Below are 15,072 nucleotides of genomic sequence, written 5' to 3' on the forward strand. Positions count from 1 at the left end.
ACCCTCACCTGATGGGTCGGTGCACGTTCTCCTTCAGCGACGGGCCGGGAGTTGCGTCAGCGATCCACGGTCCGTCGCCCGAGGGGTCGACGATCCCCTGCTCCAGCCACTCGTAGCTGCCGGCCAGAACGTTCTTGACCACCTTGCGGTCGAGGTCGTCGGTGTTGGTCCACAGCCGGCCGAAGAGCTCGTCGACCCGGATGCGGGCCTGGCGGCAGAAGATGTCGGCGAGTTGGTAGGCCTCGCGGCCGTGCCCGCCCCGGCTGCGCAGGAGTTCGGCGCGGACGCAGGCCGCGCTCATTGCGAACAGTTCGGCCCCGATGTCCACGATCCGGCCCAGGAAGCCCTGCTTGGTCTCCATCCGGCCCTGCCAGCGGGACATGGCGTAGAACGTGGACCGGGCCAGCTTGCGGGAGGTGCGCTCGACGTACCGCAGATGCGGCGAGAGATCGATGCCGTGCTTGAACTCCCCGTACGACGACGGGAGCTGGCCCGCTCCGGCCACCAGCTTGGGCAGCCACTTGGCGTAGAAGACACCGGCCTGCGCGCCCGCCTTCGCCTTGTCCTGCAGGGACTTGTCGGGGTCGATCAGATCACCGGCGACCGACAGGTGGGCGTCGACCGCCTCGCGGGCGATCAGCAGGTGCATGATCTCGGTCGAGCCCTCGAAGATGCGGTTGATCCGCAGGTCCCGCAGGATCTGCTCGGCGGGCACCGCACGCTCCCCGCGCTCGCGCAGCGACTCGGCGGTCTCGAAGCCGCGGCCGCCGCGGATCTGGACCAGTTCGTCGGCCATCAGCCAGGCCATCTCGGAACCGTACAGCTTGGCGAGGGCGGCCTCGATGCGGATGTCGTTGCGGTCCTCGTCGGCCATCTGGGACGACAGGTCCAGTACGGCCTCCAGGGCGAAGGTCGTGGCCGCGATGAACGCGATCTTCGAGCCGACCGCCTCGTGCAGCGCGACCGGCTTGCCCCACTGCTCCCGGGCGCCCGACCACTCCCGGGCGATCTTCAGACACCACTTTCCGGCGCCCACGCACATCGCGGGCAGCGACAGCCGGCCCGTGTTGAGGGTGGTGAGGGCGATCTTCAGGCCCGCGCCCTCGGGGCCGATCCGGTTGGCGGCCGGGACGCGGACCTGGTGGAAGCGTGTGACGCCGTTCTCCAGGCCGCGCAGGCCCATGAAGGCGTTGCGGTTCTCGACGGTGATGCCCTCCGAGGTCGCCTCCACGACGAACGCGGTGATGCCGCCCTTGTGGCCCTCGGACTTCGGCACGCGGGCCATCACGACCAGGAGGTCGGCGACGACGCCGTTGGTCGTCCAGAGCTTCACGCCGTCGAGGACGTAGTCGTCGCCGTCCGGGACGGCGGTGGTGGCGAGCCGGGCCGGGTCGGAGCCGACGTCCGGTTCGGTCAGCAGGAAGGCGGAGATGTCGGTGCGGGCGCAGCGCGGCAGGAAGGTGTCCTTCTGCTCCTGGGTGCCGAAGATCTTCAGCGGCTGCGGTACGCCGATCGACTGATGGGCGCTCAGCAGTGCGCCGATGGCCGGGTTGGCGGAGCCGACCAGGGCGAGGGCCTTGTTGTAGTACACCTGCGTCAGGCCCAGGCCGCCGTACTTCGTGTCGATCTTCATGCCGAAGGCGCCTAGCTCCTTCAGCCCGTCGATCACCTCGTCGGGGATCCGCGCGTCCCGCTCGATGCGGGCGGAGTCGATCTTCGTCTCGCAGAAGTCGCGCAGCTTGGTGAGGAACTCCTCGCCGCGCTGGGCGTCCTCGTCGGGGGGCAGGGGGTGGGGATGGATGAGGTCGAGGCGGAAGCGCCCGAGGAACAGTTCCTTGGCGAAGCTGGGCTTGCGCCAATCCTGTTCCCGGGCCGCCTCCGCCACCTGGCGGGCCTCACGTTCGGTGACGACGGGTCGGGTGGTGGGAGCTGCGGACATGAGGCTCACCTCGCCGCGAATAGGGATCAAGGTCCGTTTTGGTTACCGACGGGTGCTACCCGTTCGTATGTACCCGATCCCGGGCTCGGCCACCACCCCGCGCGCAGCCCTTCAGCCGATGTCGACGGAGTAGGCCCGGGTGTCGAGGCGTCCTTTGCCCTTGAAGACCTCGGTGCCGGCCTCGATCCCGGAGACGAATTTGTCGTTGCCGAGGAGCTTGCGCCGGACGAGTGCCTGGGTGAAGTCGTCGAGGTTGAGGGTGGCCTTGGTGGTGTTGGTGCGGCGGACGAACGAGAAGACCTTCCAGCCGATGTCGCCCTGGTAGATGTCCCACATGGCGCCGCCGAGGCTCACGCTGCCGTACTTGGTGCCGAGGGGGCCCGCGCCGCCCTGGCGGTTGAGCCAGATCATGATTTCGTCGGTGGGCTGGTCCTGCCAGTCCGCGGTGTTCTTGGTGTGCAGCCACAGGTCGTAGGCGACGTTCATGGTGCCCGGGTCGGCGCCGACCGAGAACTCCCAGGTGGTGCGGACGGGCTTGCGGTCGCCGACGCGGATGGGGAGTTCGGTGGCCGCCCGGTCGGTCTTCCAGCCCCAGTGCCAGCCGAGGACCGTACTGGCGTACGACTTCACGTCGTGGTCCTTGCCGGTGGCGCTGTTGGCCCAGCTGTAGTCCGTGCCCCAGGAGATCGTGTTCCCGGACGCCGAGTTGTCCCAGACGCACTGGCTGCCGACACCCTTGTCCTGGCCCCAGAGGTTGTTGTTCACGTAGTACTTGCCGAGCGTGATGGTGTCGAAGGCGGTGCACCTCTTGCTCGACTCGCCCGCCTGAGCGACGGTGACGCCGGCGGCGGCCGCGAGCGCGACCGAGGCGGCGACCAGCGCCTTCGCCTTCGCGGACAGGCGGGGTCTGCGGTGTTGCATGGGGGGTCCTTCCCGGGGACGGTGCGTGTACGTCCCTTCAGTGGCCGCCGGACCCGGCGAAGGTTGCCGCACCGGTCGGGAAATCGGTGTCGAAGCGCTTCGACGGACTATGGACACCCACCTTCGCTGGAGCTACTGTCGAACCACCCTCACCCGCCGTTGTTCGCAATGCGCACTGTCGAAGCGCTTCACAAAGCTTGGAGAGCTGGATGGTCACCCTCGCCGAGGTCGCCCAGCACGCCGGAGTCTCGGCGAGCACGGTGAGCTATGTCCTCAGCGGCAAGCGGTCCATCTCCACGACCACCCGGCAGCGGGTCGAGCAGAGCATCCGGGAGCTGGGCTACCACCCGAACGCCGGCGCCCGCGCCCTGGCCAGCAGCCGGTCGAACATCATCGCGTTGATGATCCCGCTGCGGACGGACATGTACGTGCCGGTGATGATGGAGATCGCCATCGCCGTCGCCACCACCGCCCGCACCCACGGCTACGACGTCCTGCTGCTCACCGGCGAGGAGGGCCCCGACGCGGTGCGCCGGGTCACCGGCAGCGGCCTCGCCGACGCGATGATCCTGATGGACGTGGAGCTGGAGGACGACCGGCTGCCGTTGCTGCGCGGCACCGACCAGCCGTCCGTCCTGATCGGACTGCCCGCCGACACCACCGGCCTGACCTGCGTGGACCTCGACTTCGCGGCGACCGGCGCGCTGTGCGTCGAGCACCTCGCGATGCTGGGCCACCGCGACATCGCTGTCATCGGCGAGGCGCCCGCGGTGTACGAACGGCACACCGGTTTCGCCGAGCGCACCCTCGACGGACTCCGCTCCCGCGCCCGTGAGCTGGGCCTGCGGGTGCTGCACCGGCCGTGCGAGGGCGGCTACGACGCGATGGCGGTCACGCTCGCCCGGGTCTTCGACGAGCGCCCGGCGACCACGGGCCTCGTCGTGCAGAACGAGTCGGCGGTCGAACCGCTGCTGGCGCTGCTGCGCCAGCAGGGCCGGGCCGTGCCGGAGGACGTGTCGGTGGTGGCGATCTGCCCGGACCAGGTCGCCACCCAGGCGTCGGTGCGGCTGACGTCGGTCGCCATCCCGGCGCAGGAGATGGGCCGGCACGCGGTGGAACACCTGGTCGCCAAGCTGGACGGGCGCGGCAGCGACGAAGTCCTGCTGCTCGCCCCCGAGTTGACGGTCCGGGCGAGCACGGGGCCGGTGCCGTCCGCGTCCTGACCCGGACCCCTGAAGGGCCCCTTCGAGGGCACCTCCCTGTCTGCACTCCTCCCAGGAGCACCCCACGTGAATCAGCCTGCCGAAAACCAGACCCCTTCAGGCGCGGTCAGCCTCGCGCAGTCCTCCCCCACCGTCGGCACGTTCCGCGAGCGGGACGGTGGGCTGGAGTGGAGCGGCCGCCAGGAGACCGTACGGATCGAGCCGTGGGGGCCGGACGCGGTCCGGGTCCGGGCCCGGCTCGGCGGTCCGGTCCTCGACGGACTGCCCGGCGCACTCCTGGCCGAGGCCCCGGTCACCGAGAGCACGGTCAAGATCGGGGACGGAGAAGGGCTGTTGACGGTCGGCGCGCTGACCGTGCACGTCGACGCGGAGGGGCTCATCCGGTTCCTGCGCACCGACGGAGCCGAGGAACTCCTCGCCGAGGAGCGCGCCCACTTCTGGTGGCCCGGCCCCCGCCTCTACACCGCCGTCGGCAACGGCCACCACCGCCTGGAGCAGCGGTTCGCCGCCTACGAGGGCGAGCAGCTGTACGGGCTCGGCCAGCACCAGCACGGGCGCCTCGACCAGAAGGGCCTGGTCCTGGACCTGGTCCAGCGCAACGCCGAGGTCGGCATCCCGGTGCTCACCTCCAGCCGCGGCTACACGCTGCTGTGGAACAACCCGGCGATCGGCCGCGTGGAGCTGGCGCACAACGGCACCCGCTGGGTCGCCGACTCCGCCCGCCAGATCGACTACTGGATCACCGCCGGCACCCCGGCCGACGCCCAGCGCCGCTACAGCGCGGTCACGGGCCGGACGCCGATGCTGCCCGAGTGGGCGGCGGGCTTCTGGCAGTGCAAGCTGCGCTACCGCACCCAGGACGAACTCCTCGCCGTGGCACGGGAGTACAAGCGCCGAGGGCTCCCCCTCGACGTGATCGTCTGCGACTTCTTCCACTGGACGCACCTGGGCGAATGGAAGTTCGACCCGAAGGAGTGGCCCGACCCGGCGGCGATGGTCCGGGAGCTGGACGAGCTGGGCGTGAAGCTGGTGGTCAGCGTGTGGCCGTCGGTCTCGCCGCTCTCCGAGAACCACTCCCTCATGGAGCAGCGCGGCTACTTCATCGGCACCCAGTACGGCCCGATGGCCCACGCCGACTGGCCGGACAAGGAGGTGGCCTCCACGGTCCAGGTCGCCTTCTACGACGCCACCAACCCGGACGCCCGCGCGTTCCTGTGGTCGCGGGTGCAGGCGAACTACCTGGAACCGTACGGCATCAAGGCCTTCTGGCTGGACGCCTGCGAGCCCGAGCTGAAGCCGGGCTTCCAGGAGAACCTGCGCTACTGGGCGGGCCCCGGCCTGGAGGTCGGCAACCTCTACCCGACCGAGAACGCCCGCGCCTTCTACGAGGGCCTGCTCGCCGAGGGCGAGTCCGAGATCATCACCCTCAACCGCTCGGCCTGGGCGGGCAGTCAGCGCTACGGAGCCGCCCTGTGGTCCGGCGACATCGGCACCGACTTCCCCACCCTGCGCCGCCAGATCGCCGCCGGTCTCAACACCGCGCTCTCCGGCATCCCCTGGTGGAACACGGACATCGGCGGCTTCCACGGCGGCGACCCGGACGACCCGGCGTACCGCGAGGTCATGATCCGCTGGTTCCAGTTCGGCGCGCTGTCCCCGCTGATGCGCCTGCACGGCTTCCGCGACCCGGGCATGCCCCTCGGACCGGAGATGACCGGCGGTCCCAACGAGGTGTGGTCGTACGGCGAGGAGGCCGGCGCGATCCTGGAGAAGTACCTGCGGCTGCGTGAGCGCCTGAAGCCGTACGTCCTCGATGTCATGCGCGAGACCCACGAGGAGGGACTGCCGGTGATGCGGCCGCTGTTCCTGGAGTTCCCTCAGGACCCGGCGGCCTGGTCGGTGGACGACGCGTATCTCTTCGGCCGGGATCTGCTGGTGGCGCCAGTGCTGACGGCGGGCGCGACGGCCCGGACGACGTATCTTCCGGCGGGCGCGCGCTGGACGGACGCGTGGACCGGTGCGTCGTACGAGGGCGGGACGCGGGTGACGGTCGACGCGCCGCTGGACCGGATCCCGCTGTTCCTGCGGGACGGGGTCGCGCTGCCGGTCGCCGGGTAGCGGGGGCCTTTGGCCGCCGGGAGGTCCGGCGGCCAAAGGCCCGGCAGCGGGCTCCTATCCGATGACCCGGCCCAGTTCGATCCGGTCGATGTTCGGCGCCCACGCGGTCGCGTTGCCGAACGTCACCTTGTTGGAGCCCCGCTCCAGGTCGACGGGGACGCCGATGGTCCAGTAGTCGTCCCAGCTCCAGGTGTTCTTGAAGGTGACCTTCCGGGGGGCGCCGGACCCGACGGTGAGGTCCGCCGTGCGGGACATGATGTCCGTGTTGTAGGCGTGGCCGTTGTCGCGCCGGTCGTTGTGGGCGTAGTGGACGACCAGCAGATAGCGGCCGGGCCTGGGCGCGTCCACCGTGAACTCGGCGGTGCTGTCGGCGCTGTTGCCCAGCCAGCCGATGTACGACCCGGCGGAGGCATACCCCGACTCCACGAGCCGGGCGCCGCCCGCGAGGGTGGCCGAGGCGCCCTCGTAGGAGAGCGTTCCGTCGGTGGAGCCGCTGCCCGAGACGTCGAGGGAGCGGACGGCGGCGTGGCCCGCGGTCATCGCGACGCGGTTGTTGCCCGCGACGAGGTAGAGGCGCAGGGGCCGTCCGGGTGCCGCCGTCACCGTCTCCCCGTGCAGCGCGAGCCGCACCGCCGCCGACGCCCTCGGCACCACCGTGTAGTAGCCGTCGCGCGGGGCGTGGACGTCGAAGACCGCCTTGTCGCCGCCCCGCAGGACGAGCGCGCCGGTGCCGGTGCCGGTCGCGGAGGAGTAGTCGTACGAGGGCCGCCCGCTGATGTCCGCGAGGGTGGCTTCGTACGACGTCGAGGGCTCGCCCGTGTGGGCGGTCAGGTCGATGCGGTCCAGGGTGACCTCGGCGTCGCCCTTGGCCAGGGTGAGGACGTGGGTGCCGGCCGGAAGCCGGACGGTGACGTCCTGCTTGGCGCGGTAGGTCCAGTTCTCGGTGGACGGGTAGGTGACCGTCACCGGTTCTCCGCCGTCGATCGACAGCTTCTGGGTGGCGGGGGCGCCGGACTGGTTGCCGTACAGGATCGCGAGGTCGTAGGCGCCGGTCTCGGGCACCGTCACCGTGAAGTCGACCTTGCTGGCGGGGGTGTTGAGCGAGCCGACGTCCTTGGTGCCGGAGGCCGCGTAGCCGTTGGCGTTGCTGACGGTGCCCTGGGTGTAGACGCGGCCGCCGGTGATGGCCGCGTCCTCCGCCTCGTAGGAGGCCGACCAGGGGACGGCGGGGGTGGCCGGGGTGCCGGAGCCGCCGGGGGCGAGGACGATCCGGTACGCCGACATCTTGTGCATGCCGCGCAGCGGGACGGTCACCGTGCCGTCGGCCGCGACGGTGAGCTTCGTGCGGGCGAGGACGCGCGGCGCCGCGTGCTGCCCCTCGTACCCGGACCAGGCGGCCTCGGCGACGGTCGCGGTGACCGTACGGCCGAACAGGGACCGGGAGACGTTCCGCACGACCACGTCGGAGTCGCCGGCAAAGCCGCCGAGCAGGACCTGGGCCTGGCGGCGGGAGCGGTCGAGGGAGGCGAGGCCCTGGAGGGTGTCGATGGTGTTCGGCTGCGGCGGGGTCACCTTGACGGTGTCGCCGCTGAGCCCGGCGTACCAGCGGAAGAACCACCAGCCGCCGTTGGGCATGTTCGACCGCACCACATGGCCGCTGAGGTTGCCCGCCGCGTCCCAGTAGGCCATGTTGGCGTACACCTTGTTGCGCTCGAACATCGAGACCCACTGGACGAGTTGCCCGGGCACGGACAGGTCGCGGCGGTTGGCGTACTCGTCGATGTTGATCTTCAGGGGTGCGATGCCCGCCTCGCGTTCCAGCGCGCGGTAGTCGTCGTAGTGCGCCTGGAAGTCGCGCAGCGAGCCGGAGCCCAGCTCGTGCCAGGTCATCACCTGCGGGAGGACGTTCTCGCGTTGGGCGAAGGCGAGGAAGTCGCGGAGCAGCCGGGTGTGGTAGGCGGCCTCGTTGGGACCGGCGATCCGCGCGTCCGGGTCGATGGCGCGGATGCGGTGGTAGACGGTCTTCCAGTCCTGGAAGAAGCGGTCGCGGTTCTTCTCGTAGGTGGCCTGGTCGGCGACGCCGAGGTGGTACCAGATCTGGTCGGGCTCGTTGAACGGGATGTAGACGAAACGGTCGCTGTTCGGGTCGGCCGCGACCTGTTTGACGATCTTGTCGACCTTGGGGAGGTAGTCGTCGATGCCGAGGTCCTCGTAGGGCCACTTGGCGTAGATGTCCTGCATCATGACGTTGATCTCGCCGCCGCCGTTGCGGAAGAAGGACTTCGAGACGGTGAGCGCGTCGCCGTTGGGGTGCTGGGCGCCGCCCTCCGGCTTCTGCGAGACGCTGGTGACCTTCAGGGGCTCCAGGGCCGCGTCGCTGGGCACGCCGTCGTCGCTGAGGCCGTAGAGCGCGCCGTTGGCGCCGAGCATGACCGGGCCCTCGGAGGCGGCGAGGTCGACGGTGAGGCGCTGCGGGATGGGGGCACCTCCCGCTCGAGCGAAGCCGAGAGTGGGGGATGCGGACGCCGGGCCCGCCGAGGGGAGGGTGCCTGCCATGGTGGCGACTCCAAGTACTGCTGTGACCAGGGCTGTTCTGGTACGCGATCTCACTTGACGGCTCCACTCGTGATTCCGGACACGATCTTTCGCTGGGCCACCAGGAACACGGCGACCATCGGCAGGCTCATCACCACGACGTAGGCGAAGACGAGATGCCAGTTGTTGAGATAGAGCTGGGCACTGGCGACCTTGTAGAGGTTGAGCGGGAGGGTCGCCCGCTCTCCGCCGCCGAGGACGAAGAACGCGTAGAAGATGTCGCTCCAGGCGTAGAGCATCACCATGATCGTCGCGGTCGCGATGACGGGCCTGAGCAGCGGCAGGATGATGCGCAGGAAGATCCGAAGCGGCCTGGCGCCGTCCATCCGCGCGGCCTCCTCCAGCTCCGTGGGGATCGTCCGGATGAAGCCGGTCATGAAGAAGATGGAGGTCGAGAGGTACATGCCGGTGTAGACGGCGATCATTCCGGGGCGGGTGCCCGCCAGGCCGAGCTGGCGCAGCTCCATCACGATGGTGATGACGGCGGGCGGCAGCAGCAGTCCGCTGATGCAGAGCGCGTACGCCGCCGAGACCAGCCTCGACCTGCGGCGCGCGAAGACCCAGGCGGCGCCCGCGCCGAGGATCAGCACGAGGACGACCGACGGCACCACCACGAGCAGGGAGTTGAGGAAGCCGCGCAGCATCTCGCCCTGACTGACGGCGTCCTGGTAGTTGCCGCCCGGCTGCCAGTGCCGGGGCAGGTCCAGGTTGGGCTTGACGGCCTCGGCCTGGGTCTTGGCGGACGTGACGACGACCAGCCACAGCGGTACGCCGACGGCGAGTCCGGCGAGCAGCACGACCAGGGCCGGGCGCCCGTACCGCCACACCACCGGGGTCACAGCGTCTGCTCCCTTCGTCGCAGGCCGATGACGAGCGGGACGGCGATGGCGACGACGACCAGGAAGAGCACGAGGCTCATCGCGGAGGCCTGGGCGTACAGGCCCTGGCCGAAGATCCGGAACATGTAGATGTTGAAGACCTCGGTGGAGGCGGCGGGGCCGCCGCCGGTCGTGGCCTGCACGATGTCGAAGGTGTTCATCGAGCCGATCAGCGCGGTGGTGACGTTGAAGGTGACCGCCGGTGCGAGCATCGGCCAGCGCACCGACCGGAACGTCCGCCAGCGGCCGGCGCCGTCGCACTTCGCGGCCTCCAGCAGGTCGCCGGGTATGCCCTTCAACCCGGCGAGATAGATCAGCATGGACAGGCCCATCCACTTCCAGCCGTGGATGACCGTGACCAGGACGAGCGTCCAGGTCGTCGAGCCCAGCCACGGAATGTCCGTGCCCAGCACGGAGTTGACGGCGCCGTCCTGGTCGAGGAGGGCCTGGAAGACGTAACCGGTCGCGAGCGCGGAGATGAGCACCGGGAGGAAGAAGACCGCCCGGAAGAGGGAGCAGGGAGCCGTCCTCGGCGATGGTGCGGTCCGGCGTCGAGCAGCTTCTCCTTGTACTTCTTGATCGCGCCGACGACGACCGGGTCGGTCCACTTCTCCTTGTTGCGGTTCAGGTCCGCCCACCACTGCTGGTCGAGGTCGGTGAGCTGGACCTGCATCTGCCACTGCAGGGGCCACTTGTCGCCACCTGCCTCGTAGAAGGCGGCCGCGTCCGTCCTGTCGACCACCTTGTGGCCGAGGGCGAGCAGTTCGTCGTAGGACTGCGGGAGGTCCTTCTCACTCAGGCCGGCCCGCTTGAAGACGTCCTTGTTGTAGTAGACGCCGAGCATGGCGGGGCTGGTGACGATCGCCGCGTACCGCTTGCCGTCGATGACGCCGAGGGACCTCTCGGTGTCGCCGAGCTTCGAGACCCACTCCTCGCCGTCGAGGGTGAGGAGGTTCCGCTGGGGCTGGACGAACGGCAACGTGGAGATGGACGGCTGCCAGAACATCAGGTCGGGCCGGTCGCCGGAGGCGAGCTTGGTCGGCACGTTCTGCTCGTAGAGGTCCGGGATCGCCTGCGTCTCCACCTGCGCGCCGGTGGCCTTCTCGAAGGCGTCGATGACCTGTTTCGGCGCGTTGACGGTGTTCTGCGCCGTCCACATGGTCAGCCGTACGCCGTCCAGGCGGGCGGTGGGATCGACCGCCGCCTGCTGGTCGTCCGTACCGGCGTCGCCCGCGGTCGGGTCGCTGCACGCGGTGGCGGTCAGGGCGGAGACGCATATCAGGGCCAGCGCGGAGAGGGCTCGTCTCGTCATCGTGTACCTCACGTGTTTTCACGAACAGGGGTGCAGGACGGCGGTACCGGGGCGTTCAGTCGCGGGCGGGCGGCCCGAGCTCTCCCGCACCACCAGTTCCGGTACGGAGACGGGGTGCGGGGCGATCGGCGCGGACTCCTCCAGCACCCCGTGCAGCAGGGCGAACGCGGCCCGTCCGAGGCCGGCGAAGTCCAGGCGTACGGTCGTCAGGGACGGGGTCAGATAGGCGGAGTGCGGGGCGTCGTCGAAACCGGCCACGCTGATCTCGCCGGGGACGGAGCGGCCGGTCTCGTGCAGGGCGCGCAGGACGCCGAGGGCGAGGTCGTCGTTGCCGCAGAGGATGGCGGTGACGCCGGCGGACTTCGCGAGTTCGAGACCGGCCGCGTATCCGCCCGCCGGGCCCCAACTGCCTTGCAGCGAAGTGGGCTCTGGGGCTCCGGCCTCCTTCAGCGCCTGCCGCCAGCCCGTCGTGCGGGCGCTGGTGCGGCGGGTGCTGGACGGGATGGCGACGTAGTGCACGGTCTCGTGGCCGAGGGAGAGCAGATGACGGGTCGCCTCGTAGGCGGCCTCGCGGTCGTCGGTCCACACCCAGGGCCGGTCGTCGCCGGGGCGCCCCGTGGGGGTCTCCACGACACCGACGACGGGCAGTTCGGCGGGGACGGCTTTCAGGGCCCGGACGCCGGCGGGGTCGTAGGCGATCACGATCAGCCCGCCGCCCGCGTCCGCCGCCCGCTGCACGGCGGCGGCGACGGCGGCCTCCTCCGCCGACTCCAGGACACCGATCGCCATCGTGTACGAAGCGGCGCGGGCCTCCTCCTCGATGCCCTGGAGTATGGAGGCGTAGCCGTGGTGGGTGGTGTTGGCGGTGAGCACGGTCACGGCCCGTGTGCGTCCGCTGGCCAGGGCGAGGGCGGTGGCGTTGCGGCGGAAGCCGAGTTCCTCGATGGCGGCGAGCACGCGTTCCCGGGTGGACGGCCTGACGCTGGGGTGGCCGTTGATCACCCGGGAGACGGTCTGGTAGGAGACGCCGGCGGCGGTCGCCACGTCCCTGATGCTCGCCGGGCGCCTTGTGTGACCGGTCACATTCATGCCAGGATTGTGACCGGTCACATATGGGTCGTCAAGAGACCGTAACGAGGGATTCACGAGGGGGAGCACCTTGACCGGTAGGACGGACACGGATCTCAACGGCCCGCACAGCACGATCACTTGGGGTCATACAGCCCTGGAGACCGAGTTCGTCGTCGCCTCCGACGGGACGCTGCGACTGGTCCGGCTCGGCGATTCCGATTCCGCCGACCCGGAGTCCGCCCTCCCCCTCGTCGAAGTCACCGCCTTCGGTCATGGAAGCGGATGGTCCGGCCCGCGTTTCACCGGCACGGCCCTCGGCGCGCGCCTGCGGTACCGGGGGCACAGCACCGAGAGGCGGGGGGACTGGGAGTGGCTGACGGTCGAACTCCACGACCCGCTGACCGGGTTGACGGCATCGGTCGAGCTCTCCTCCCCCACCGGAGTGCCGGTGCTCCGCTCCCGGGTCCGGCTGCGCAACGACGGCACCGAACCCCTCGTCGTCCAGTCCGTCAGCAGCCTGCTGCTCGGCGGCCTGCCCTCCCCCGACACGCTCGACGTCCACCGGGCCCGCAACGACTGGCTGGCGGAGTGCCGTTGGTACGCCGAGCCGCTGCGGGCGTCGGTCGCCGACATCAACGCCGGTGCCCACCAGCACGACAGCCGGGCGGCGCTCTGCCTGGTGGGGCGCGGCAGCTGGCCCACCGACGGCCATCTGCCGATGGGGGCGCTGACCGAGCGGGGCGGGTCGGGACGGGCCTGGGTGTGGCAGGTGGAGTCCCCGGCGGGCTGGCGCTGGGACCTGGGGGAACGCGCGCACGGCACGTATCTCGCGCTGAACGGTCCCACGGACGCCGAGCACCAGTGGCGGGTGCGGCCGGCGCCGGGCGAGGAGTTCACGACGGTGTCCGGGGTGCTGGCGCTGGGCTCCGGCCTGGACGCGGCGCTGGGCGCGCTGACCTCGTACCGCCGTGCCGTACGCCGTCCGCACCCGGACCACAGCGCGCTCCCCGTCGTCTTCAACGACTACATGAACACGCTGATGGGCGACCCGACGACGGAGAAGCTGCTGCCGCTGATCGACGCGGCCGCCGAGGCCGGCGCCGAGTACTTCTGCATCGACTCCGGCTGGTACGACGACGACACGCGGGGCTGGTGGGACAGCGTCGGCGAGTGGCTGCCGTCGGCGCGGCGCTTCCCGGACGGGGGGATCGTCGCGGTCCTGGACCGGATCCGGGAGCGCGGCATGGTGCCCGGGCTGTGGCTGGAGCCGGAGGTCGTCGGGGTGCGCAGCCCGGTCGCGGCCGCGCTGCCGCCGGAGGCCTTCTTCCAGCGGGACGGCGTACGCCTCACCGAACAGGGCCGGCACCAGCTCGACCTGCGGCATCCGGCCGCCCGCGCGCACCTCGACAAGACGGTGGACCGGATCGTCGGCGACTGGGGGGTGGGCTATCTCAAGCTGGACTACAACATCGTGGTCGCCCCGGGCACCCAGGCGCCGGGGGACCTCGCGCCCGGGGCCGGGCTGCTCGGCCACGCCCGGGCGTACCTGGACTGGCTGTCCGAGGTGCAGGACCGGCACCCCGGCCTGGTGATCGAGAACTGCGCCTCGGGCGGTATGCGGATGGACGGGGCCACCCTGGCCGTCACCCAGCTCCAGTCCACCAGCGACCAGCAGGACCCCCTGCGCTACCCGCCCATCGCCGCCGCCGCGCCGAGTGCCGTCCCGCCCGAGCAGAGCGCCGTCTGGGCCTACCCGCAGCCGGAGTTCGACGACGACCTGATCGCCTTCACGCTGGGTGGTGCGCTGCTGGGCCGGGTCCATCTCTCCGGCCACCTCGACCGCATGTCCCGGCGGCAGCTCGGGCTCGTGCGGGACGCGGTGACGACGTACCAGGCGATCCGCGGGGACCTCGCCCGGGCGGTACCGTTCTGGCCGCTGGGTCTGCCGGGGTGGACGGACGAGTGGGTGGCGCTGGGGATGCGGGTGCCGGACGGGCCGACGTATCTCTCGGTGTGGCGGCGCGGCGGGTCCACCGCCGAACTGCGGTTGCCGCTGGGCCACCTGGCGGGGCCGGGGATCCGCGCCGACATCCTCCATCCGTCCGCCGCCGTAGCCGACTGCGCGGTCGTGACGGCCACGGACGGGCTTCTGGTGACGCTGCCGCGCACGCCTTCGGCGCTGCTGATCCGGTGTTCCCGGACGGCCCGGTGATCGCGGCCGCTGCTTGGGTTCGCTGGTGAAGGCGCGCGGAGCGGCCCGGACCGGCCCGCCGGGGCCGGCCCGGGTGGGTGCTCAACTGCTGCTGACGGTCAGGTTGTTGGTGGCGAAGTCCAGGCCGCCGGACGACGAGGTGATCTCGTAGCCGAACTGGACGTCACCGATGGTCTCGTTGCCCATCCAGCCCTTGGTGTCCTTGATCCACCTCAGGATCGGCAGGATGTTGACCGAGCCGGAGGTGGAATCGGAGGTCCGCAGGAACGAGAAGACCTCGTTGGCGCCGTTGTTGCCCTTGTAGACGTTCCAGGTGTGGCCGCCGAGGGTGACGCTGCCCTGGGAGGTGCCGAGCGGGCCGACGGCTCCGTTGTAGTTGACCCAGAGCATGATCTCGTAGTCGTAGTCGGTGTCCCAGATGTCGTACGACGTGTTGTACGCGCCCGAGGACGGGACCGTGACGTTGTAGTTGCTGGTGAGGGAGCCGAGAGAGGTGATCGTCTTGTTGATCACCTTCTTGGAGTTGGGGTACGACTTGATGCCACCGGTGTTGGGGTGGTTGGCCCAGACGCCCCAGTTGGTGCCGGAGTTGGCCCAGATGCACTGGCTGCCGGCGCCGGAGCCCCAGATGTTGTTGTAGAGCGTGTAGCCGTTCAGGTTCGTGTTGCCCCACTGGTCGCAGGAGTTCCAGACGGCGGCGTGGGCGGGGGCGGAGGCGAGGCCGACCGTCGCGCCGAGCGCCAGGGCCGGGGCCAGCAGGGCCTTGGTGATCTTGCCGAGGGTGCGTGTTGCCATGGTGTCCC

9 protein-coding genes and 2 pseudogenes are annotated in these 15,072 nt (G+C 70.4%); 3 read left to right on the top strand and 8 right to left on the bottom strand.

Annotated elements, in window-relative coordinates; translation table 11 throughout:
- Window positions 1–4 precede the first annotated feature (4 nt).
- Entirely contained in the window at window positions 5–1,939 is a 1,935-nt protein-coding gene (locus I2W78_RS09820; RefSeq protein WP_196458759.1) for an acyl-CoA dehydrogenase family protein, read from the bottom strand.
- 111 nt (window positions 1,940–2,050) lie between these two features.
- Complete coding sequence (locus tag I2W78_RS09825) at window positions 2,051–2,860, bottom strand: GH12 family glycosyl hydrolase domain-containing protein (protein WP_196458761.1); 810 nt, start codon at window positions 2,858–2,860, stop codon at window positions 2,051–2,053.
- 209 nt (window positions 2,861–3,069) lie between these two features.
- Here I2W78_RS09825 and I2W78_RS09830 point away from each other — a divergent pair, with 209 nt between their 5' ends.
- Window positions 3,070–4,083 (top strand): LacI family DNA-binding transcriptional regulator, encoded by a 1,014-nt coding sequence (locus tag I2W78_RS09830; protein ID WP_196458763.1) that lies wholly within the window; start codon window positions 3,070–3,072, stop codon window positions 4,081–4,083.
- A 66-nt stretch (window positions 4,084–4,149) separates the two neighbouring features.
- On the top strand, window positions 4,150–6,201 hold the full coding sequence (locus tag I2W78_RS09835) for a glycoside hydrolase family 31 protein (RefSeq protein WP_196458765.1): 2,052 nt from the start codon (window positions 4,150–4,152) through the stop codon (window positions 6,199–6,201).
- A 54-nt stretch (window positions 6,202–6,255) separates the two neighbouring features.
- Here the strand turns inward: I2W78_RS09835 and I2W78_RS09840 are convergent, their stop codons facing one another.
- The 5 genes and pseudogenes from I2W78_RS09840 to I2W78_RS09860 form a co-directional block, all read right to left on the bottom strand.
- A complete protein-coding gene (locus tag I2W78_RS09840; protein ID WP_196458767.1) occupies window positions 6,256–8,757 on the bottom strand; it encodes a carbohydrate-binding protein in 2,502 nt (833 codons plus the stop codon).
- Window positions 8,758–8,807: 50 nt separating this feature from the next.
- Window positions 8,808–9,635 (bottom strand): carbohydrate ABC transporter permease, encoded by an 828-nt coding sequence (locus I2W78_RS09845; RefSeq protein ID WP_196458769.1) that lies wholly within the window; start codon window positions 9,633–9,635, stop codon window positions 8,808–8,810.
- Window positions 9,632–10,183, bottom strand: a pseudogene (locus I2W78_RS09850) (carbohydrate ABC transporter permease); the annotation flags it as partial. The pseudogene I2W78_RS09850 and the gene I2W78_RS09845, both read right to left, overlap by 4 nt.
- A gap of 35 nt (window positions 10,184–10,218) precedes the next feature.
- A pseudogene (locus I2W78_RS09855) lies at window positions 10,219–10,986 on the bottom strand (ABC transporter substrate-binding protein); the annotation flags it as partial.
- Between the two features lie 18 nt (window positions 10,987–11,004).
- Complete coding sequence (locus I2W78_RS09860) at window positions 11,005–12,096, bottom strand: LacI family DNA-binding transcriptional regulator (protein ID WP_307783656.1); 1,092 nt, start codon at window positions 12,094–12,096, stop codon at window positions 11,005–11,007.
- A gap of 49 nt (window positions 12,097–12,145) precedes the next feature.
- Between I2W78_RS09860 and I2W78_RS09865 the strand changes: the two genes are divergently transcribed.
- The gene (locus I2W78_RS09865) at window positions 12,146–14,269 is read left to right on the top strand and encodes an alpha-galactosidase (protein WP_196458773.1); all 2,124 of its coding nucleotides are present in this window, start codon (window positions 12,146–12,148) and stop codon (window positions 14,267–14,269) included.
- 81 nt (window positions 14,270–14,350) lie between these two features.
- Here I2W78_RS09865 and I2W78_RS09870 read toward each other — a convergent pair whose 3' ends face one another.
- On the bottom strand, window positions 14,351–15,064 hold the full coding sequence (locus I2W78_RS09870; RefSeq protein ID WP_196458775.1) for a glycoside hydrolase family 12 protein: 714 nt from the start codon (window positions 15,062–15,064) through the stop codon (window positions 14,351–14,353).
- Window positions 15,065–15,072 lie beyond the last annotated feature (8 nt).

Origin of the sequence: Streptomyces spinoverrucosus (assembly GCF_015712165.1) — a bacterium.
GTDB lineage: Bacteria > Actinomycetota > Actinomycetes > Streptomycetales > Streptomycetaceae > Streptomyces > Streptomyces spinoverrucosus_A.